This is a genomic window from Dyadobacter sp. 22481 (assembly GCF_052044875.1).
Lineage (GTDB): Bacteria > Bacteroidota > Bacteroidia > Cytophagales > Spirosomataceae > Dyadobacter > Dyadobacter endophyticus.
Window position 1 is genome coordinate 1 of the sequence record NZ_JBQENV010000004.1, and the last position, 21,068, is coordinate 21,068.

General features: G+C 48.6%; 18 protein-coding genes, 1 tRNA gene and 1 rRNA gene. 14 read left to right on the top strand and 6 right to left on the bottom strand.

Annotation, left to right across the window (positions count from 1 at the left end; translation table 11 throughout):
- The 5 genes from ACTJJJ_RS26000 to ACTJJJ_RS26020 all read right to left on the bottom strand — a co-directional run.
- Positions 1-80 (bottom strand): 16S ribosomal RNA (locus ACTJJJ_RS26000); the annotation flags it as partial.
- Positions 81-432: 352 nt separating this feature from the next.
- Positions 433-506: transfer RNA gene (locus ACTJJJ_RS26005), tRNA-Asn, on the bottom strand.
- 85 nt (positions 507-591) lie between these two features.
- Complete coding sequence (locus tag ACTJJJ_RS26010; protein ID WP_188938409.1) at positions 592-873, bottom strand: hypothetical protein; 282 nt, start codon at positions 871-873, stop codon at positions 592-594.
- 27 nt (positions 874-900) lie between these two features.
- On the bottom strand, positions 901-1,521 hold the full coding sequence (rsmG, locus tag ACTJJJ_RS26015) for a 16S rRNA (guanine(527)-N(7))-methyltransferase RsmG (RefSeq protein ID WP_440703490.1): 621 nt from the start codon (positions 1,519-1,521) through the stop codon (positions 901-903).
- Entirely contained in the window at positions 1,512-2,693 is a 1,182-nt protein-coding gene (locus ACTJJJ_RS26020) for a glycosyltransferase (protein ID WP_440703491.1), read from the bottom strand. Before ACTJJJ_RS26020 ends, rsmG begins: the two co-directional genes overlap by 10 nt.
- A 60-nt stretch (positions 2,694-2,753) precedes the next feature.
- Here ACTJJJ_RS26020 and tgt point away from each other — a divergent pair, with 60 nt between their 5' ends.
- From tgt to ACTJJJ_RS26085, 13 genes are all read left to right on the top strand, one after another.
- Complete coding sequence (gene tgt, locus ACTJJJ_RS26025; protein ID WP_188938411.1) at positions 2,754-3,887, top strand: tRNA guanosine(34) transglycosylase Tgt; 1,134 nt, start codon at positions 2,754-2,756, stop codon at positions 3,885-3,887.
- Positions 3,888-4,114: 227 nt separating this feature from the next.
- Entirely contained in the window at positions 4,115-5,569 is a 1,455-nt protein-coding gene (locus ACTJJJ_RS26030) for an OmpA family protein (protein ID WP_188938412.1), read from the top strand.
- A 118-nt stretch (positions 5,570-5,687) separates the two neighbouring features.
- Positions 5,688-6,794 carry a UDP-galactopyranose mutase gene (glf, locus tag ACTJJJ_RS26035; RefSeq protein WP_440703492.1) on the top strand — a complete coding sequence of 369 codons (1,107 nt, stop codon included), beginning with the start codon at positions 5,688-5,690 and terminating at the stop codon, positions 6,792-6,794.
- A gap of 148 nt (positions 6,795-6,942) precedes the next feature.
- Complete coding sequence (locus ACTJJJ_RS26040) at positions 6,943-9,201, top strand: GumC family protein (RefSeq protein ID WP_440703493.1); 2,259 nt, start codon at positions 6,943-6,945, stop codon at positions 9,199-9,201.
- Positions 9,202-9,231: 30 nt separating this feature from the next.
- Positions 9,232-10,245 (top strand): N-acetylneuraminate synthase family protein, encoded by a 1,014-nt coding sequence (locus ACTJJJ_RS26045; protein WP_440703494.1) that lies wholly within the window; start codon positions 9,232-9,234, stop codon positions 10,243-10,245.
- Entirely contained in the window at positions 10,238-11,383 is a 1,146-nt protein-coding gene (gene neuC, locus ACTJJJ_RS26050; RefSeq protein ID WP_440703495.1) for a UDP-N-acetylglucosamine 2-epimerase, read from the top strand. The genes ACTJJJ_RS26045 and neuC overlap by 8 nt, the downstream gene beginning before the upstream one ends.
- Positions 11,380-12,114: an acylneuraminate cytidylyltransferase family protein gene (locus ACTJJJ_RS26055; RefSeq protein WP_440703496.1), complete on the top strand. Its 735-nt coding sequence runs from the start codon at positions 11,380-11,382 to the stop codon at positions 12,112-12,114. Before neuC ends, ACTJJJ_RS26055 begins: the two co-directional genes overlap by 4 nt.
- Entirely contained in the window at positions 12,078-13,439 is a 1,362-nt protein-coding gene (locus tag ACTJJJ_RS26060; RefSeq protein WP_440703497.1) for a hypothetical protein, read from the top strand. Before ACTJJJ_RS26055 ends, ACTJJJ_RS26060 begins: the two co-directional genes overlap by 37 nt.
- Positions 13,427-14,827: an O-antigen ligase family protein gene (locus ACTJJJ_RS26065; protein WP_440703498.1), complete on the top strand. Its 1,401-nt coding sequence runs from the start codon at positions 13,427-13,429 to the stop codon at positions 14,825-14,827. Before ACTJJJ_RS26060 ends, ACTJJJ_RS26065 begins: the two co-directional genes overlap by 13 nt.
- On the top strand, positions 14,820-15,776 hold the full coding sequence (locus ACTJJJ_RS26070; protein WP_440703499.1) for a hypothetical protein: 957 nt from the start codon (positions 14,820-14,822) through the stop codon (positions 15,774-15,776). Before ACTJJJ_RS26065 ends, ACTJJJ_RS26070 begins: the two co-directional genes overlap by 8 nt.
- A 341-nt stretch (positions 15,777-16,117) precedes the next feature.
- Positions 16,118-16,870, top strand: coding sequence for a TerC family protein (locus ACTJJJ_RS26075; RefSeq protein WP_188938421.1), 753 nt, complete (start codon positions 16,118-16,120; stop codon positions 16,868-16,870).
- A gap of 14 nt (positions 16,871-16,884) precedes the next feature.
- Positions 16,885-18,903 (top strand): DNA primase, encoded by a 2,019-nt coding sequence (dnaG, locus tag ACTJJJ_RS26080; RefSeq protein WP_426292202.1) that lies wholly within the window; start codon positions 16,885-16,887, stop codon positions 18,901-18,903.
- A gap of 22 nt (positions 18,904-18,925) precedes the next feature.
- Positions 18,926-19,471: a DUF4136 domain-containing protein gene (locus ACTJJJ_RS26085; protein ID WP_188938423.1), complete on the top strand. Its 546-nt coding sequence runs from the start codon at positions 18,926-18,928 to the stop codon at positions 19,469-19,471.
- Positions 19,472-19,540: 69 nt separating this feature from the next.
- Here the strand turns inward: ACTJJJ_RS26085 and ACTJJJ_RS26090 are convergent, their stop codons facing one another.
- Positions 19,541-19,843 (bottom strand): YtxH domain-containing protein, encoded by a 303-nt coding sequence (locus tag ACTJJJ_RS26090; protein WP_188938424.1) that lies wholly within the window; start codon positions 19,841-19,843, stop codon positions 19,541-19,543.
- 113 nt (positions 19,844-19,956) lie between these two features.
- Between ACTJJJ_RS26090 and ACTJJJ_RS26095 the strand changes: the two genes are divergently transcribed.
- Complete coding sequence (locus ACTJJJ_RS26095; protein ID WP_440703500.1) at positions 19,957-21,051, top strand: WD40/YVTN/BNR-like repeat-containing protein; 1,095 nt, start codon at positions 19,957-19,959, stop codon at positions 21,049-21,051.
- Positions 21,052-21,068 lie beyond the last annotated feature (17 nt).

Sequence of the window (21,068 nt, forward strand, 5' to 3'; positions counted from 1 at the left end):
GACATTGCTGCCCCTTCGCCTTGCATGTATTAAGCCTGCCGCTAGCGTTCATCCTGAGCCAGGATCAAACTCTCCATTGTAAATTTTGTTGCAGTCTGGTCTCCGAAGAAACCGACCAATGTTTCTAACGAACCTATCTTATTGCTCTCTTCATCATGTCAAAGAACTTTGCTCTGAATCTTCTCAGAACTAGTGGTACCGATCGTTTTCGCTACCGTTTCCTGATTGGGGTTGCAAAAGTAGGAAGCTTATTTTTAAGTTGCAAGCGTTGGGTAAAATATTTTTTAAATTTTTTAAGCCCTGCCTTTCCTACTTCGTCGCCCGTCCAACTTGCCCTACCTTACGGCTTCAGGCTCAACAGACTTTTACAGCTCACACTGTATCTAAAGAGAAAAGCGCCCAGCAATGAATTGCCAGGCGCTTTATTTGTTGCTCCCGAAGCTGGGCTCGAACCAGCGACCCTCTGATTAACAGTCAGATGCTCTAACCGGCTGAGCTATTCGGGAATCATTATCCGGTTGTTGTACTCGAATTGTGGTGCAAATCTAGTAATTCAACTTATACAGCGCAAGTCTAAACTCTAAAAATTTATTAGGCTTGCACTTTCGCAAGGATTAACTCCTTGACTTTCTTGGCATCTCCTTTCGTAAAATTGTTGATAATAATTTCAGGACGCATCCGCGGAATGACCCGGATCGTCGAAAAGAATACGCCACTCTCGATTTCTACACCCGAGATGTCGGAATAAAAAACAAAGTTATCGTTGCTCTTGAAAAGTTTCCTGACTTTAAAAGTCACGCCTTTTTCTCCGAAAGTTACTTCATCGGGAAAAAACGGGTTCATGAGCCCACTGGCGCTGAATCGCTCGTTCATATTTTGAATAGGTTATTAAATGAATGCTTACAAAGGTACATATACGACTTTCTTAGTTTCAAAGAATTCTTCCCCGAAAAAGCTCGAAAGCTCATAAATCTGAGCCTTTTCCCTGATCTCGGAGAGCTCTTCGGCGAGGTCGCCACCTTTTAGATATAAAATACCGTTCCTGCGCTCGTGGAACGAGTTACGGCTGATATTCTTTTTGACCCAGCCCACAAACGGCGCCATCCGGGTTACGGCGCGGCTCACTACAAATTCATAGCTGTCTTCCAGCCTCTCGGCCCGCACCTGCTCCGCACGCACATTCTCAAGTTTCAATGCATCCACAATTTCCTGCACGACGCGGATCTTCTTACCAATGCTATCGACCAGATGAAACTGCGCCTCAGGGAACATAATGGCCAGCGGAATGCCGGGAAAGCCACCGCCGGTGCCTACATCGAGCAAGTTGGTGCCGGGCTTAAACTCCTGTACCTTCGCAATGCCCAGCGAATGCAGGATGTGGCGTTCATACAGGGTGTCGATATCCTGGCGCGATATCACATTCACGCGGGCATTCCAGTACTCGTACAATTCGCCCATTTGTCCGAACTTCTCGCGCTGGACAGCGGTCAGGTCCGGGAAGTATTTATCAATCAATTCCATGATTTACGGGGTTTTCTGCTCGTCATGGTCAAAAACCCGAAAACGAGGTAATAAACAAAAAGTGCGAAGTCCATCAGTAAAAAGCTGAACCACTCCACGGTTTTGTCCAGCTTTATATTAATAATGATAAGGAGAAACCATTGAATGGCCCACCGGGTGCCAAAAACGACACCGAGATATTGCAGCAGCAGCATGTCCTTCACGATTAGCCCCCAGACCAATGTCACTAACCCGACAAACCAGGTGCCGATGTGTGCTGCGGAAAGCATCCCCAGCAATATCTTATTCCGCGGCTTGTAATACCGGCTTACAGAAATGTGTCTGCGCTTCTGGCGGAACCAGTCTTTCCAGTTGGTCTTGGGAACCGAATAAACGAAGGAATCTTCCTCGATGGAAATGGTCGTATTGGAGCTGGTTGCTACTTCATTCAGGAAAATATCGTCGTCGCCGCCGAAAACGTGTTTGTGCGTATAAAAGCCCTTATTGGCAAAAAATACAGAGCGCTTATATAATATGTTACGACCGACGCCCATGTAAGTCATTCCAGCCAGTGTGAAAGACAGGTATTGAACAGCGGCGTAGAAGGTTTCGCAGCGAACAAACCAGTTGAGTAAGCCCTTTTGTTTAAAATAGGGTGAAAATCCCAGTACAATATCCCTGTCCTCGGTTACCCGGGAGGTCATGGCAGTTATCCAGTGGTTCGAAGCCGGCCGACAATCGGCATCGGTCATCAACGCGATGGGATATTTAGCCTGCTTCATTCCAACCGTCAATGCGTATTTCTTGGGCGTGACGTGGTTGAACTGATCGTTGATACGGATATAGCGGATATGCTTCCAGCTGTTGATATTCTCGCGGATATATTCTTCACTCCCGTCGTCGGACCGATCGTCGAGCAGGATCACCTCATATTCGGGATACTCCTGGGCGTCCAGCAGTGGAATGAGCTCCGTCAGGTTCTCTCTTTCGTTCCAGGCACACACCAATACGGTTACACCGGGCATAGCATTGCCATAATTTGCCCCTTTTCCGTAAAATGCCAGTCGTGTAAAGAAGAAGAGATAATAGAATACCTGAACAGCTACGAACGCCCCTAGCGCATAGAGTAAAGAATCGGCCACAATAGAAGAGAGATGTAAAATTTTTCCATATTCATGCAAATATACTGTCATTGACAGGAATGTTAGAGACGTTCCCCCTATTTTTGCACACCAGCAATTTAAAACCTTTTAATGAAGTTTACATTACAAGTTGAGGATCCCCATTCTAAAGCAAGGGCCGGATTAGTTGAGACGGATCATGGGGTAATCCAAACGCCCATCTTCATGCCTGTGGGTACAGCGGGGACTGTGAAGGCCGTCCACCAGCGCGAATTGAAGGAAGATGTCAAAGCACAAATCATATTAGGTAACACCTATCACCTGTATCTCCGCCCTGGGCTCGACATTCTCGAAAAGGCCGGCGGACTCCATGCATTCAATGGCTGGGACAGGCCTATACTTACCGATAGCGGAGGCTATCAGGTGTATTCGCTGGCTGGAACCGGCCGTAAGATAAATGAAGAAGGTGTGGTATTTAAGTCACACATTGACGGTAGCGTACACACATTCACGCCCGAGAACGTCATGGACATCCAGCGAGCAATCGGCGCCGATATCATAATGGCGTTTGACGAATGTACGCCTTACCCGTGCGATTTTACGTATGCCAGGAAGTCGATGGAGATGACACACCGCTGGCTCACCCGCTGTTGCAACCGCTTCGACAGCACCGAAGCGAAGTACGGTCACGGTCAGACGTTATTCCCTATCGTTCAGGGAAGTGTTTACAAAGACCTCCGCAAGCAATCGGCCGAGTTTATTGCCTCCGCAGGGCGCGAAGGCAATGCGATAGGCGGTCTTTCGGTAGGTGAACCTGCCGAGATCATGTACGAACTTACAGAGGTGGTTTGCGATATCCTGCCGAAGGATAAGCCACGCTACCTCATGGGCGTGGGTACGCCTGCCAACATTCTGGAATGCATTTCGCTGGGAGTAGATATGTTCGATTGCGTAATGCCTACCCGCAATGCACGCAATGGCATGATTTTTACAACCGAGGGGATTATCAACATCCGCAACGAAAAGTGGAAGGATGATATGTCACCGATAGACTCGGGCCTTGGAGGGCACGTTAGTACATTTTACAGTAAGGCGTATCTGAGGCACCTGGTGAAGTCGGGGGAAATGCTCGGCGCGCAGATTGCAAGCATTCATAACCTGACATTCTATTTGTGGCTGGTTAACAGTGCGAGAGAGAAAATTATCGATGGAAGTTTCGCTTCATGGAAGCGCGAAATGGAAAAAAAATTGAATCAACGGCTTTGAAAGTTCAAAAAAGGAGGTTTCTTTCGGGTAAAATTTGAATTAAATATCAGGAAACTTTTCCATTTGTATCAACTTGCGGTTGATTAAGTGATATTGATAACCTATTTTTGTGCGCACTAGGCATTTGGTTAATGTTACGATTAGCCGTGAAAACAATATATAACTTTACTCATAAAATTGGATATAGATCAATCCTAGTTAATCTTAATAACGCTAACTTGAATAGTATGAAAAAAGTATCCCAGTTGATTGGTTCGTTTGCCTTGGGAGCAATGATGGCGCTGCCTTCATTCGCACAGCCGCTGGTGCAACCGAATTCTCCGGATTACAATCCAAAAGCGACGTACGATGGCCCCTACAAATTGAACACCTGGTCAATTTCCGCACACTTTGGCCCGACGCTCTTTTTTGGTGATTTAAGAGAATATGACTTCTGGCCTGTTACCAAGACAAATTCTGACAGCCACAAGGAATCCGGAACTTTTCAAGGAGGCCTCACACTGAACAAACAACTTTCGTACCTGTTCGGCGCTCGTCTGGACGCATCTTTGGGTAACCTTAGAGGTATGAAACGTCGTAATTATAACCGCTATTTTGAAGGCAATTACTTCGATGTTTCGCTTTCAGGAACTGTTAACCTGAAAGGACTCCTGATGGGTCCCAACAAAATGAAGCGCTGGAAGATCGATGCGTATGCAGGTATCGGTCAGGTGTTTTACGATGCTACGGCATATGACCTGACAGGCGGTGTGAAACTTCGTGAAACCGGGAATATGAACGACTGGATCGTTCCGACTGGTTTGAACGTGAACTACGAAGTAACGCCAAGAATCGACATCGGTGTTGACTTCCGTTTGACTCACACCAACTCTGACTACCTGGACGCTACTTACGGTGGTGACTATGACAGAACGCCAAACAGTTTCAACATTAAAGATCAGAAAACTTCTCACAAAGGAAATTCTGAACTTGACAGCTACGGATACGGTGCAATCCAGGTAACTTACAAGTTGGGCAAAAAGCCTTTGAAAGTTGCGAAAGTGGATGGCAAATGGGATTACAAACCAGACGAAGGCGGTTACTACCACCTACGTTACACAGATCCGCGTGTACTGGTTAAACCACCGAAAATCCTTACACTGGAAGAAATGGACTCTGTTGCAAAAGCAAACCGTCCAAAAGATATCGACCCACGTTTGTTGCTTGATACCGACGGTGACGGTGTATCCGACTTCTTCGATAAAGAGCCAAACTCACCAGCAGGAAGCATTGTTGATGGTGCCGGTCGCGTACTCGACTTCGATTCTTACGTGAAAAACGCATTGGCAACAGGTGCAGCATGCTCCGAAATCTTTGCTAACGTAACATTCGATACCGACAAAAACGTATTGAAACCTGAATTCCAGGAATTGCTGAAAAACGTAGCAGCATTGATGAATAAAAACGGATGCCGCTTGCAATTGGCTGGTCACACAGACCGTCGTGCATCTGACCGTTACAACATCGCGCTTTCGAAACGCCGCGTAGATGCAGTGAAAAACTTCTTGGTCAACGAAGCTGGGCTGCAAGACCCAAGCAAAGTGATCGTGGACTACTTCGGATCGTTCAAGCCTATCGCCGACAGCGCAACCCGCCCAGGTTTGCAGAGAAACCGTCGCGTAGAATTGAAACTTCTTCCCTAATAATTGAAGAAACGACTTAAAGAGAAAGGCTCCCGTCGGGAGCCTTTCTCTTTTTAATATATTCACACGCTGATTATAGAAGTCAATTAGCCACATCATAACAACACAACAGGAATTAATGAAACAATATGACTATCTGGTAGTAGGTGCGGGTTTGTGGGGATCGGTATTTGCCCATGAGGCGACCAAACGCGGAAAGAAATGTCTTGTAATCGATCGCCGCGACCATATCGGCGGTAATGTATATTGCGAAAATGTCGAGGGTATCAACGTCCATAAATACGGCGCTCATATATTTCACACCAACGACAAGGACATCTGGGATTACGTAAACTCATTTGTAGAATTTAACAGGTATACCAACTCCCCCGTGGCCAATTACAACGGAGAGCTGTATAACCTCCCTTTTAATATGAATACCTTCTACCAGTTGTGGAGGGTACGTACGCCCGAGGAAGCTAAGGAAAAAATCCGCCAGCAGGTTGAAGAAGCGGGAATTAAAGATCCGCAAAACCTCGAAGAACAGGCTATCTCACTGGTAGGAACCGACATTTATGAGAAGCTGATCAAGGCATACACCGAGAAACAGTGGGGAAGAAAAGCTACCGAACTGCCAGCGTTTATTATCAAACGGCTTCCCGTAAGGTTCACATTCGACAATAATTACTTTAACGACCGCTACCAGGGCATCCCGATCGGAGGTTACAATAAACTGACGGAAGCACTCCTGAAAGACGTAGACGTGCGCCTGGGCATAGATTTCTTCAAAGAAAGAGAAACACTTGCTGCCCTCGCTGAAACAGTCGTTTATACCGGTCCCATCGACGAATATTTCGATTTTCGCTTCGGCCAGCTCGAATACCGCAGCCTGCGCTTCGACAACCAGTTGCTAGATCAGGAAAACTATCAGGGAAATGCGGTAGTGAACTATACCGACGGAGAAACGCCTTTTACACGCATAATTGAGCATAAGCATTTCGAGTTTGGCACCCAGCCGAAAACCGTGATCACACACGAGTACCCGCAGGAATGGGTGAAGGGAGCCGAGCCTTACTACCCCGTGAATGACGATAAAAATACCGCCGTGTTTAATCAATACAAGGCGCTTGCGGCCCATGAACCGAACGTTATTTTCGGAGGAAGGCTGGCTGAATACCGCTACTATGATATGCACCAGGTCGTAGCGTCGGCACTCAAAAAAGTGAAAGTACATTTCGATTCCTGAAAAATATTTTTTCTTACAAAAACCTGTTTCAACGTATTGAGACAGGTTTTTTTGTTTTCTAAGAATATTTTGAAAAAAAAATTGTAGAAGTCGCGTTACCAAAATTACATGTCAGCGTCTAAATGCTATCACCTAAAACGTGTAGGCAATGCTGGCACCCAAACCTCCGATAGCGAACTTCACATCATTTCAAGACTGGGCCGACAACCCGTTTTGGAAAGCCATCCGGTTCCGATGGTACTGGTTTTTGATTTCCCCTTGCCTGTCAATGCTCCTGGGGTTGGCGTTTCTGCGATACAAAACGCCATATTACGACGTTACGGCCTCTCTTCTAGTCCGTGACGATTCGAGAGGAAGTGATTTTCGTGAAACCGCACTGCTGAAAGAACTCGGGCTTCCTGACGTTACCAGCAGCGTGGAAAACGAAATTGAAATACTCAAAAGCCGCACGTTACTCAGCCAGGTGATTGAGGACCTGAGTTTAACCACTCAATACTTCGCTTCGGGTCACCTTAAAACGGCCGAACTTTACGAAAAGACACCATACAAAGTCCGGTTTCCCGAGCGTCGACCTGCGAAACCCGGGATCTACCGCATTGGTCGCGTAGATGGCACTTCATTTACGCTCCAAACTCCTGATGGCGAATACAAAGGCATATTTGGCCAAAAATTAAGCCTGCCGAATGGCTTTACAGTAATTGACACCACCCATTTTAAACCCGCCTCCGAGAATCAGTATTCCTTCGAAATATCCCGAAGCGAGACAGTCCTCGCCCATTACGCGCGTGTTCTGAACATTCAGGCCCCGAACAAAACTGCATGCCTGGTCAATCTTTCCATACGGGAGATCTTGCCGCGGAAAGGCGAAGCTATTTTGAAGCAGCTGATTGCCCGGTATCAGGCGGCAAGCATCAAAGAAAAGAACAAAATAGCGGATAACACGATCGACTTTATCAATGCAAACCTGACGCGCGTTTCCTCCGAACTAACCGGGGTTGAAAGAGACATCGAACATTTCCGTAAGCGCCACCAAGTCATCGACCTCGCGGAAGACAGTCGTCAGGCACTTCAAAAGCTCGCCATCAATGCGGCGAAGGAAAAGGAGCTGACGATCCATTTAAAAATCATTCAATTGCTGGAAACGCATTTACATGAGAAGCCCGCCACGGCCATCCCCTCGGCGCTATACCCTCAAGACGATATCTTTGCCGATTTGGCCGGGAAATACAATGAGGCGCAGTTGTCGCGCGTAAAGGCCCTCACGTCGCTCACGTCCGACCATCCCGAGGTCAAAACATTGGAAAATGCAATGGCCACCCTCAGAAGTGGTCTCCTGGACGCCATCCAGCACCAAAAGCGGGAACTGGCATTGAGCATTGCCGCGACTCGCGAATACGGTGCGGGCTTCAATGCGGAAATTGCGCAATTGCCCGGACATCAACGTGCATTTTTGTCGCAGTCCCGCGAGCAAGGCATTCAACAGGAGTTGTATCTGTTTTTGCTAAAAAAACGCATGGAAACCGCGATCTCCCGCTCGGCAAATATCGCCAATGCAAGAGTTATCGATCCGCCTAAAGTCAGCCCGGAGCCTGCTTATCCCAATTACCAGCTTACCATGCTGGTGGCCTTCCTGGGAGGCAGTCTGGCGCCGGTCGGCATGCTCTACGTCCGGCAGATTTTCAACAACAAGATCTCATCGAAGGCGGATATATTACAGCAATGCGACACCACGATAATCGGAGAAATCGGCCAGCAAAGCCGGTCTGCGTTGTTTACCAAAGCTGATAACCGCAGCCTGTTGACGGAACAGTTCCGTTCGTTGCGAACAAATATCCAGTTTATTACCGGGGCGCACCAAAGCACGGTGATACTCCTCACTTCCGCGATGGCCAACGAGGGAAAATCATTCGTCGCTACATACCTCGCACGCTCATTCGCGCTTGCGACCAGGAAGGTGCTGCTCATCGACTTCGACCTCAGAAAACCGACGCTGGCCAAGCTCCTTGATCTACGGCCCGAAGGCGTTACAGAATGCATTACCCTTGGAAACGAGCCGCTTGTTCAACGGTGTGGTACGGAGCATCCCTTTGATTTTCTCGCCGCCGGCGCACTACATCCGGGCTCAGGGGAATTGATGCTCTCGCCGAAAGTGGCCGCGCTTGTTTCCACACTTAAAAAAGAATACGATTATGTGCTGCTGGATAGCCCGCCCGTCGGTCTCGTGGCCGATGCACGCCTTCTGGGGCAACATGCCGACATGACCTTGTTTATCGTCCGGCAGCATTTCACTTTCATTCACCAACTCGCCAATATGCAGAAAGCGTGTGAGCAACGACAACTACCTGATTTATATGTTGTTCTCAACGGCACCCGAGACTTACACCGGTACCAATACAACTACTATTGATATTCATTTAACCAATAAACAAACACACCTATGAAGCAGCAGATTTATATGATCGGGGAAATTGGGCAGGCCCACGAGGGGAGCATTGGTCTTGCGCATGCATACGTAGATGCGCTTGCACACGCAGGAGCCAACGCTGCGAAGTTTCAGGTCCATATCGCCGATGCCGAAAGCAGTATTTACGAGGATTTCCGGGTCAAAATACCCTATCAGAATGGTTCTCGCTTTGAGTACTGGAAAGGCATGGAGTTTTCGGCACAGGAATGGAGCGGGCTTAAAAAACATTGCGAAAAAGCCGGGCTGGACTTTCTTGCCAGTCCATTTTCACTGGCGGCAGTCGATTTGCTCAACGAAATCGGGGTGTCCGCATTTAAAATCGGGTCCGGCGAAGTGGACAACCTGCCCATGCTCGACAAGATATCAGACACTGGGAAACCGGTTCTACTATCGTCGGGAATGAGCTCCTGGGCCGAACTCGATCGGGCTGTTTTCCTCCTCCAATCCCGGGGGCAGACCGTTTCCGTACTCCAATGCACGACCGCCTATCCTGCCAAACCGCATCAATGGGGACTGAATGTTTTGTATGAAATGAGCCAGCGCTACCAGGTCCCGGTCGGCCTTTCGGACCACTCGGGCGACATTTTCGCTTGCCTCGCAGCGGCATCTCTCGGCGCTCGTATCCTGGAATTCCATATTACTTTCGACAAAAGGATGAGCAACCCCGACGCCTCCGCATCGTTAACCCTTCGGCAGGCGAATACTTTGATCACCGGCGTTCGCAGGATCGAAACGGCGCTCAATTTCCCTGTTGACAAAGATGCAAATGCGGCTTTTTCGCGACTAAAAAGTCTCTTCGGTAAATCACTAGCCGTCAATCGCGATCTGCGGAAAGGCGAGCAGATCCAATACGCCGATCTCGAAACTAAAAAACCGGCCGGTTTTGGCGTACCGGCGGCGCGGTACCAGGAAGTGCTGGGGAAGAGCCTGACAAGAGATATTGCTCAATGGGATTTTCTCACTGAAAACCACCTTAGCCATGCGTAAAATCTGCGTTGTAATCACTGCTCGGGCCAGTTACAGCCGGATCAAAACCGTGCTGACGGCCATCCAGGCTCATCCACGGCTCACATTACAGATTGTCGTAACCGGCAGCGCACTGGTCGAAAGGTTCGGAAATATCATTCCACACCTGGAAGCTGAAAACTTGCCTGTTTCCGCTATCATCCCAAACCTGCTAGACGTCGAAAACACTACAGCCTCAGCCAAAACAACCGGTCTTGCTGTGATCGAACTCGCTACTTTTTTCGCGAACCGTCGACCTGATTTAGTAGTCACCGTTGCCGACCGGTACGAAACCATCGCGACGGCCATTGCCGCGGTGAATATGAACATTCCACTCGCTCACGTCCAGGGCGGAGAGACCACCGGCAATATCGACGACCGTATCCGAAACAGCATTTCGCAACTTGCTGACCTGCATTTTGTAGCTACCGAAAACGCACGGGACAGATTAGTGCGGATGGGCCTTTCGCGACAGAAAGTCCATTGCACCGGGTGTCCCTCCATCGATTTGGTGTACCGGCACAAGGATTTCTATTTCAACCCTTACGAAAGTTACGGAGGTGTGGGCACGCAGCCCGACTTGAACGCACCCTACCTGGTGGTATTGCAGCACCCGGTAACGACCGAAACAGGACATTCTAAATGGCAGATTGGCAACACTCTGCATGCCATTGCTGCCCTGGATATGCCCAGCATTTGGTTCTGGCCCAATGCCGATCCCGGGACGGCCGGCACCGCCCAGGGCATTCGTACTTTCCGGGAGCAACATCCGGATCTCCCCTTCCATTTTTTCAAGAATATGGAATCGAGCCACTTCATTCAGCTGCTCAAGAATTGTGCAGCCTTTGTCGGCAATTCCAGCGTAGGGATACGCGAATGCAGTGCGCTGGGCGTTCCGGCAGTGAACATCGGAAGCAGGCAACGCGGCCGGGAGCGAGGCCCGAACGTGTTGGATTGCCTTCCGGACACTGAGGCAATTGCATCCGCCGTCCAACACCAGCTCGCCCATGGACATTACCAGCAGGTAACGCTATACGGGCGTGGTGACGCCGGGGAACGAATCGCCGAGCAACTTGCGACTGTTCCATTGATTCTCAAAAAACACCTTCTCCCGGCATGACAGCGCTATTTCCAAAAATCCTGGGCCTCATTCCTGCACGAAAGGGGTCGAAAGGAGTTCCTGGCAAAAACATGAAACTGCTTGGCGGAATGCCGCTCATACAATACACCATCGAGTCGGCCCGGCAGTCGGAGCTGCTGGATACCATTCTCGTTTCCACGGACTGCCCCGAAATCGCCGCCTTTGTGAACTGTTTTGACAGAATAACGGCACCGTTTGTGCGTCCCGCGCATCTCGCGACGGATCATACGCCAATGATCGAAGTGGTCATACACGCACTAAACAGTGCCGAACGCAATCTCTATCGCTTTGACTATGTGCTGCTACTCCAACCTACCTGCCCGTTTCGCAAACCTGGCATGATCGACGAAACCATCCGTCACGTTGTCCAGCAAAAGGCCGACAGTCTGATGACCATTCGAAAGATTCCCGATCCGCATAACCCTTTCTGGTCTTATACCCTGCAAAACGACAAATTACAGCATGTGGTACCGGATGTAAATCGACCAACACGGCGACAGGACCTGACTGCTACGTACCATCGGGACGGAGAGATTTACATCGCACGCACCTCACTGATCCGCGCAGGCGAGATCACCGGAGGGAAGATAGCCGGGTGGTTGAACGATAACCGGTTTGAGATCAATATAGACACGCCTGCCGATTGGATGCGGGCAGAAACACTCCTTAATCAATGGAAAGATCAGACCAAAAACATATTCTCGTATTAATTACCAATCCATTCGCGGTGCTCAACACCATTCATTCCGGCCTCATGGGTCAGCTTGGGAAATGTTACAGGATCTCGGTCATGTCCGATCTGCTGACGGTAGCAGATGTTGATCATTTCAACAAACATTTCCAACTGAACATGCAGTTGTTAAAAACGCCGGTACCCTCAGTTTCAACGTTTGAGAAATGGCTGAGAGCGGTAGAGACGCTACTTTTCGGCTATTGCTTCGGCCTGGAAACTATCCGCATTAAAGTCATGCAACGGGGCCGCGTCTTTCATTGGCTTTTCTCGATATCACAAAAAAGCCTTACGCTCATCCTTCTGAGTACCTCGGTGATGGTTTTTATCAGAAACTGGCTGATCCGTCGCACAACGCTGTCAGATCTCTACGTGCCGCTTGCAGCTCACAACTTTCTCGCGGTGGTCTCGACTTCCCCATTCGATTTGCGTGAGAACGCAATCGTTAATTCGCTTCAAATACATGGAATACCGAATATTTCAATCATCATCAGCTGGGACAATTTTACTTCAAAAGGATTGATGAATGCGAGGCCCGATCTGGTGCTGGTTTGGAATCCATCTATGGCGCTCGAGTACCAGCGGTTTTATGCAATGTTCGGAGAACTTGCTGCGATTCGCATTGCCGGTATTCCGAGGTTCGATATATATTTCAGGAACCCGGCCGACGAAAGTTCCAACCCGGCCGGAGTGCCCGGAACCGACGCGAATACCCGCATTATCCTGTTTCCGACAGGCGCTGTCAAACACCACTCGTGCCAAAATTATGTCATTGAAGACCTTTTAGAATATGCGCAAAGCCGGCCCGATGTCCTGATCCTCGTAAGGTGTCACCCCCGAGATGACCCTCGGCGATACGACCATTTCGGTTCGGTCAAAAATCTGCGTGTTTTTCAATCTTTCGGTGAAAATACAGGCAAGGTGCCACCCGCCGATTTTCTTGAAATGTTGCATTTCCAGCTAACGACTTGCACTGTTTGCGTACAAGTCGCTTCTACAATGTTCCTGGATGCCGCTGCCTGCAACAAACCATGTATCAGCATTGCCTACGATGCCCATCCGGGTGTGGACTATGCCGGATCGGTGAGGCGGTTCTATGACTATTCTCATCAGTTACCGCTTCACAAAATCCACAGGAAATACATTGTTTATGATCGCCGGGAGCTGTTCGGAAAACTGGATAAAATATTAGGCGGTCGCTACGTGACAACTGACCTCGGGAAAGCGGTAAAGTGTTTCACTAATCAATACTCGCCCGATTCCGCCCTGTTGTCCGTTCAATATATCAGGGAATGGTTAGGCTGATCCTTGCGGCAGGCAGCATGGCTGCATTGTCTGTCTGCGTGGTGTGGTTCGCTACGATCGTGTTCAGCTCGTTGCTCATTTTCGGCGAAAGTACCATTCAAACTGTGCTCGTTTTCGGTTTCTATGCCTATTGTGTGCTTACGCTGGTTGTTCCGTCCGAGCACAAACTCTTTTACGTACTCAGTATCCCTATTCTGACCCAATTTCTACACCTCCTTCAAAAGTACGATTTCCCGCCCGGCGCCAATTCTCCATGGCGGCTGCTACCCTTTATAATTGTCGATCTCCACATTGTATCTGCGCTGATTCGTTTTAAAACGAATCTTACCGCCACACAAAAAGGTGTAGTTGCATCATGGATAGCTCTTAACTTTCTGTCCATCATCATCTCGCCCAATCTGCCGGGAATCATTACCGGGGCATTCGTTTTGGTAGTCATCACCCTTCCCTTGTATTTTTGCTATTTAAGACTGTGTTCTGAACGTCCCTCATTCTCAACGGATTTAGAGCGATCCCTCTGCCTTCTGTTCATCGTGCTTGCGTTTGGAACATTCGGGCTCGTCTTCTTCGGCGCACAATACAAGGGTGCCAGCAACCTGCTGGTAACCCGAAATATATCGGACACCAATGTGACAATGGCTTACTTTATTCTCCTTTGGCCATTTGCATTGCGATATGCCAGGCGTTCAAGACATACATTTCTATTGACACTTTTACTGGTGCTACTTTTCGCTGTCGTGGTGTTGCTGTCCTTTTCGCGCGGTGCGGTCTTTATTGTATTACCTTACTTATTTTCTACATTATTGATTATAAACAACTTAAAACAAGTCGTATGGTTTAGTTCGATCGGCATTCTGCTCAGCGCGGCTTTCAAAGACCTCCTCCAACTCATCAATACGGAGCTCGCCTACTCCTGGCAACTCCGTTTCGCCGATTTCCAGGCAGCCGGGCCGGCCCTCCAAAAATTACAGGAAGCCAGCGGGCGGGCAGAAATTCGCAGGTTTGCGTACAAACTGTTTCTCGAAAGTCCGCTTTACGGCCATGGCACAGGAAGTTTTGAGCTGCTGGGCCCAGGCTATCGCGAGGCACACTCGATGTTTTTTACCATTCTCGCGGAGCAGGGGCTTGTCGGAATGCTGTATCTGTACGCACTCTTCCTGGGACTTGGATATTGTTTGTTGAAAACGAAGGTATCAGGACGCCAATACCGGCTTCTGCCCACTGCATTGTGTGCGTACCTGCTATTTGTGCATTCGGTAGGGTCCGTTTGGGTGATCATTCCGGCCAAAAGTCTCACGATCAATTGCATCGCACCGCTCCTGCTGCTCTGCATGTATTATTATTCAAAAAGCATTTGTGAGAGTTCCCCGTCATTCCATCATGGCTAAACTGCTGATTATCGGACAAACACCACCACCGATCGGCGGAGTGACAGAGCATGTGAGGAGGCTGATGCAAAATCTGCGACGAACCGGGTTCCCCTTCGATTTTTGCGATCCTGGAAAAGCTTCTCTGGCCAGCATTCTTTTTAAGATAGCTACCCACCGCACCATTCATATCCACTTTTCAAACCCGGGTACGCAGGCCCTGTTTGCCGCTTTCTGCCGGCTTACATTTAAGAAACTCATCATTACTTATCACGGACGTTGGGGCAGGTATGGCGCGTTAGGGAACTGGGCCGTAAAGTTATCCGCATACCTCGCGCACGTACCCATTGTGCAGGAGCGGGCGAGCCTGCTGCAAGCGCTCAACTGCAACGCACGCGCCCGCCAGATCTCAACCTATATCCCCGACGCGGACATACTTCCCCTCCCGGCCCGGTTACAGGCGGCAATAGCATCGCGCCGCAATGATTACCAGGCGACATTCTGCACAAATGCGTGGAATGTGACATTTGATAAGAATGGTCAGGAAACTTATGGGATTTCAGAGATGATCGCCCGGTTCTCCGATTATCCGGAGTATCAACTTTTGGTCTCCGACCCGGCCGGCAACTACCGGTTGTACATTGAAAAGCACGCATGGCACATTCCTGATAACCTGCTTTTTATCAGTCAGCTACACGATTTCAAAAGTATTCTTTTACTTTCCGACGCATTCATCCGAAATACTACTACCGATGGTGGGTCATTGTCGATCCACGAAGCACGGGAGCTTGGAATCCCCGTCCTGGCTTCCGCAGCCGTGGAACGGCCGCCATTTTGCAGCGTTTTTCAAGATTTTTCGAAAGCTGATTTAAAGGAAAAACTGGAAGAGGCGCGGCGATTGATCACCCTGCCGGGCACGACATATGATGCGGTGGGCGAACTGATCAAACTATACCAGGAGATTGCTTGACTGCATAGCTAATCATTTAATAATCAGCCTATAAAAACAAAGGCATAGAAAAATTTCCATGCCCTGTTTCACACTATACACACACTATATTTTTAATATCTATATATCGCTTGGATAAAATTTCAGATCGAATTTCAATACCGCAAAATAACAAACTAAAGTGATCAGAAAAAAACTTTAGGATGCGAATTTCTAAATTCTAATCAGAAAATAGTGGACATTTCCCTAAATTCTTTTTATCGAATTGCGCTGTTATTCAAATTTACGGAAAATTGGCGTAATTATTGCTCAAACTACTCTGCCTGATTACTTTCGTGCAACTAACGCTCACCAACTCATTCATGGAATCACTTTTCACCACCGACGCACTTATCAGTTTGCTTACATTGACCTTACTGGAAGTCGTCCTTGGAATTGACAACGTAATCTTCATCACAATTGTTTCCGGGAAACTGCCTGTTAATCAAAGGAAAAAAGCGCAAAACAATGGCTTGCTCATCGCGCTGGTGCTACGAATCGCGCTCCTCTTTGCTATTTCGTGGGTGATCGGCCTTAAAGAGGATGTTCTGACCCTATTTGGCCACGGTTTCAGCGGCCGCGATCTCATTCTGCTGGGCGGCGGACTCTTCCTGCTTTACAGCACCACTAAAGAAATTCACCACAAACTGGAAGGCGAGGCCGAAGAACTGCCGTCAGGTGACATTTCAGGCAAAAAAACGTTGACATTCGGCAGCGCATTGGTACAGATCGCATTGCTGAACATCATTTTCTCGTTCGACTCCGTGCTTACGGCCGTCGGTCTGGTAAAAGAAGTACCGATCATGATCATAGCGGTCATAGCGTCCACGTTTATAATGATCGCATTTGCGGGTAAAATCGGGGATTTTGTAAATAATCACCCTTCTATCAAAATTTTAGCGCTGTCATTTTTGTTGATGATTGGCACGCTGCTCGTAGCAGAAGCATTTCACTATGAAATCCCGAAAGGCTATGCGTATTTCGCGATGGCATTCTCTTTCCTGGTGGAACTGCTGAACATGAAACTGGATAAAAAGACAAAAAATCCGGTGAAGCTGCGCGACCACGTGAACTGAAACATTAGAAAATTATGCGCATTAACCCCGAAACCGTAGAGAGGATCAAACACGCCGCAGATATTGTGGAGGTTGTAGGGGATTTTGTGTCCTTAAAGAAAAAAGGAGCCAACTATTCGGCTTGCTGCCCGTTTCACAACGAAAAAACGCCTTCGTTCAACGTCAACCCCGTAAGACAAATCTATAAATGCTTCGGTTGCGGGGCTGCGGGTGATTCCATCAAGTTTGTGATGGATATCGACGGGATTGGCTATGGCGAGGCTTTGCGGTATCTGGCAGGCAAATACAATATTGAAATTGAGGAAGAAGAGCTGACAGATGAAGAGACGATCCGGCAGAATGCGCGGGAAAGTTTGTACATCATCCTCAATTATGCCAAAAATTTCTACCAGCACCAGCTCCACAACAGCGAAGAAGGCCAGGCGATAGGTCTGAGCTATTTCCGCGAACGTGGCTTTACAAACGAAATCCGCAAGAAGTTCGAGTTGGGTTACAGTCTGGATAATTGGGATTCGTTTTCAAAAGAAGCACTCGAAAAGGGCTATTCCGCCGAAATTCTGGAAAAAGCGGGCCTGCTCATTCATAAGGAGGGCAGCCAAACCGCAGGCTACGACCGTTTCCGGGGCCGGGTGATCTTCCCGATCCACAATATTGCCGGGAAAACGATCGCTTTTGGTGCGCGGATATTAAAGACTGATAAAAATCAGCCCAAATACCTCAACTCGCCCGAAACCGAAGTTTACCATAAAAGTGAAGTCCTTTATGGTATTTTCCAGGCTAAGAACGCCATCCGCAGCCTGGAACATTGCTATCTGGTAGAAGGCTACACGGATGTTATTTCGCTGCATCAGGCCGGGATCGAGAATGTCGTTGCGTCGTCGGGAACATCGCTAACGGTGGAGCAAATACGGCTGATCGGCCGTTTCACACCCAATATTACCATTCTTTACGATGGCGATATGGCGGGTATCAAAGCGGCACTGCGCGGTTTGGACCTTGTTTTGGAAGAAGGGCTGAATGTGAATGTCGTCCTTTTCCCGGATAACGAGGACCCCGACAGCTATGTACGCAGGGTTGGTGCGGAAGCATTTAAAGCACACCTGAAAAAGGCTTCGAAAGATTTTATCACTTTCAAAACTGAAATCCTGTTGCAGGATGCGGGAAATGACCCTTTCCGGTTGGCCGCGGTGATCCAGGAGGTCGTCAATAGCATTGTCAAAATACCGGACGCGATCAAAAGGCAGGTATTTTTTCACCGCACATCGGAAATGTTGCGGGTGGACGAGCAGATGCTGATCACCGAGGGAAACAAACTGCTTCGGAAACAGCACACCGCCAAACCGACAGAACGTCAACCCCGGCAAAGTAATGCAACACCGGAAGGTCCCCGCCAGGAGTTTCATCAACCAGAAGGCCCGGATGACCTGGACGCGTTGTTCAGCGATGGCTTCGGGCCATTTGCCGGTGAGCCGGATGTCAGCCCGTCCATTGCCGAAGAAGTTGAAGCATTTCAGCGCACCAAACTGCATTATCAGGAAGAAGCGTTCGTGCGCCTGCTCGTCGTACACGGCGCGCGTGAGCTCGAACCGACCATCACTGTATGCCAGTATGTGCTTGGACAAATTGAAGGAATCGAGTTGAAAGATCCGGTGTACAGTCATTTGCTGACTTTATTCCGCGAGAATTTTAATAGAAACCATGTACTCACCACCGACTATTTCCTGCAACACCACGAGGCGGAGATCAGGAACCTCACCATCGAATGGCTAACACAGAAACACGAGCTCAGTGAACTTTGGAAGGAAAAATACGAGATCTACGTGCCTTTTGAGACAGACGTACTAGATAGAACGGCATTTAACAATATTCTAAGACTGAAAAAGGCATTCATCGAAGAGAAAATGAAGGTATGCCTGCAACAGGCGGTGCATGCGAAGACGGAAGAGGAGCAACATGCCGTCATGACCGAATTTATGTTCTACAAAGGCATTAGTATGGCCGCCGCCAAGGAATTGGGAAGCGTAATCGGATAATATAACCTAAATATTCGCTGTTATGAGAAATCTACCGGCACTGGTCTTTTTGTGCTCCACCTTTTTGATTACCGCGTGCAGCTCTTCCTACAAACTCCTGAAAGTCAAGAAAGAAAACACCTTCAAGCTTGCCGACTACGCGACCTACGGCTTCTATGACATCGAAGCGACCGGCGACACCGTTTCTAAAAATTTCGAAAAGAATGTGAATATCATCCGGGAAGCCATTGCTAAAAATCTGCAATCCCGGGGATTGGACGAAGCACGCGATCCAGGACTAAAAATTAATATCGCATTGAATGTACGGGAACAATTGCAAACCCGACAGACGGACTTCCGCACCGACGGGCTACCGCGTTACATGGGCCAGCGACGCTATTCCTGGAAAAGTGAAGAAGTAGTGACCGGCAAATACCGCGAAGGTACGATCGTGATCGACCTGGTGGACGCTGCCAACAACAGGATGGTGTGGCAAGGGGGTGCGAGCGGCATCATTCCTGAGAAAACGAAGAATTTCACGGAAGATATTAATCGGGTAATCGGCGAAGTTGTAGCCAAAATACCCTGATTAAAGGCAGCAAAAAGGGTCGCTTCGTTATCGGAAACAACCCTTTCAATGTAGTCAATATCGGAGTTACTAAACATTATTGTTGACCACGCTGCGAGCTTTTTCACTCACATTGTCGGCCAGGCCGTTAGCTTTATCTTTTGCAGTACTTACATTCTTCAAGAACCCGTCTTTAAGCTTGTCGGCCAGGTGAGAAAGCTCTTCAAGGCTTTTTTCATACGTGTCCTTCGCATTTCCACCAAGGTCGTTCGCCTTATTTTTGATCAATTTGCGGGTTTCTTTGCCATTTTTTGGAGCTACCAAAAGGCCAATCGCAATGCCGGTCAGCAATGCTCCGATCGAGCCAATCAAAAATTTTTGGTTCTTGTTCATATGAATTCCCTATTTTGTGTTGATAAAACATTAGAACTGAAAAATAATAAAATACTGTGCCACTTCGCAAACCAGCGCCCCGATTTTACGTGAACGGCCTTTTTGCTGTCACAATGCTATTGACGATTTTCCTGACAGCGACAGCAAGCCAGGCGCAATGGAAAGTCATCGATATCAAAACGAAGATCCATATGCGCGCAGTACATGCCGTATCACCAACAATCTGCTGGATCGGCGGCACACGGGGCACTGTTTTGAAAACGACCAACGGCGGCCACACATGGATAACCTACAAAGTCGCCGGCGCCGATTCGCTCGATTTTCGCGACATTCATGCATTCGACAAACAAGTTGCGATCGCGATGAGTGCAGGCGAATCTGAGAAGGATAAAGCTAAAATTTACAAGACCGAAGACGGCGGAGAAAGCTGGAAGCTTGTGTACCAAACTACACAAAATGGGGTTTTTCTGGATGGAATCGACTTTTGGGATAAAAATAAGGGAATTTGCCTCGGCGACCCGACGCAGGGGAAACTATTCATTTTGACAACTGATGATGGCGGTAACACCTGGCAGGAACTACCATTCGACAAGCGCCCGGCAGCCGAACCCGGCGAAGCATGTTTCGCCGCCAGCGGCAGCTCCATTCTTGTTAACGGCAAAGGAACCGTGTTTATCGGAACAGGCGGAAGTAAGATGGCCCGGGTATTCCGTTCAGAAGATTATGGCCAGAGCTGGCAGGTTTCCTCCACGCCGCTGGCAGCCGGCCCGACAAGCGGCATATTCGGATTAAGGTTTTGGTCTAAAAAGAATGGTATTGCAGTAGGTGGAGACTATAAAAAAACAACAGACTCGACACAAAACGTGTTGCTGACCAATGACGGCGGCATTACCTGGACATTATCCGGCATGACAAAACCCACCGGTCTCAAAGAATCCGCAGCCGTTTATCACAAAACCAACGCCACCTGGAACGGCGACACGCAGATCCGATCCGACAACTACGCGTTGGTAGCCTCCGGCCCTTCCGGCAGCAGCGTCTCACTGGACCGTGGCAAAAGCTGGATTTCACTCGGCACCGAAGGTTTCCACGCACTGAGCTTCGCAGGAAACGTAGGCTATGCCGTCGGAGCAAATGGTTTGATTGGTAAAATCGAGAAAATTTCCTCTAAAAAGAAAAGGAAGAAGCTGATTTTGGTAGACGGATAATTAGCGGCCGGGGCGTT

Excerpts from the sequence above, each read along its gene's own strand:
- ACTJJJ_RS26010 (WP_188938409.1), bottom strand. The coding sequence starts at position 873 with ATGAACGAGCGATTCAGCGCCAGTGGGCTCATGAACCCGTTTTTTCCC.
- rsmG (WP_440703490.1), bottom strand. The coding sequence starts at position 1,521 with ATGGAATTGATTGATAAATACTTCCCGGACCTGACCGCTGTCCAGCGC.
- ACTJJJ_RS26020 (WP_440703491.1), bottom strand. The coding sequence starts at position 2,693 with ATGACAGTATATTTGCATGAATATGGAAAAATTTTACATCTCTCTTCT.
- tgt (WP_188938411.1), top strand. The coding sequence starts at position 2,754 with ATGAAGTTTACATTACAAGTTGAGGATCCCCATTCTAAAGCAAGGGCC.
- ACTJJJ_RS26030 (WP_188938412.1), top strand. The coding sequence starts at position 4,115 with ATGAAAAAAGTATCCCAGTTGATTGGTTCGTTTGCCTTGGGAGCAATG.
- glf (WP_440703492.1), top strand. The coding sequence starts at position 5,688 with ATGAAACAATATGACTATCTGGTAGTAGGTGCGGGTTTGTGGGGATCG.
- ACTJJJ_RS26040 (WP_440703493.1), top strand. The coding sequence starts at position 6,943 with ATGCTGGCACCCAAACCTCCGATAGCGAACTTCACATCATTTCAAGAC.
- ACTJJJ_RS26045 (WP_440703494.1), top strand. The coding sequence starts at position 9,232 with ATGAAGCAGCAGATTTATATGATCGGGGAAATTGGGCAGGCCCACGAG.
- neuC (WP_440703495.1), top strand. The coding sequence starts at position 10,238 with ATGCGTAAAATCTGCGTTGTAATCACTGCTCGGGCCAGTTACAGCCGG.
- ACTJJJ_RS26055 (WP_440703496.1), top strand. The coding sequence starts at position 11,380 with ATGACAGCGCTATTTCCAAAAATCCTGGGCCTCATTCCTGCACGAAAG.
- ACTJJJ_RS26060 (WP_440703497.1), top strand. The coding sequence starts at position 12,078 with ATGGAAAGATCAGACCAAAAACATATTCTCGTATTAATTACCAATCCA.
- ACTJJJ_RS26065 (WP_440703498.1), top strand. The coding sequence starts at position 13,427 with ATGGTTAGGCTGATCCTTGCGGCAGGCAGCATGGCTGCATTGTCTGTC.
- ACTJJJ_RS26070 (WP_440703499.1), top strand. The coding sequence starts at position 14,820 with ATGGCTAAACTGCTGATTATCGGACAAACACCACCACCGATCGGCGGA.
- ACTJJJ_RS26075 (WP_188938421.1), top strand. The coding sequence starts at position 16,118 with ATGGAATCACTTTTCACCACCGACGCACTTATCAGTTTGCTTACATTG.
- dnaG (WP_426292202.1), top strand. The coding sequence starts at position 16,885 with ATGCGCATTAACCCCGAAACCGTAGAGAGGATCAAACACGCCGCAGAT.
- ACTJJJ_RS26085 (WP_188938423.1), top strand. The coding sequence starts at position 18,926 with ATGAGAAATCTACCGGCACTGGTCTTTTTGTGCTCCACCTTTTTGATT.
- ACTJJJ_RS26090 (WP_188938424.1), bottom strand. The coding sequence starts at position 19,843 with ATGAACAAGAACCAAAAATTTTTGATTGGCTCGATCGGAGCATTGCTG.
- ACTJJJ_RS26095 (WP_440703500.1), top strand. The coding sequence starts at position 19,957 with ATGCTATTGACGATTTTCCTGACAGCGACAGCAAGCCAGGCGCAATGG.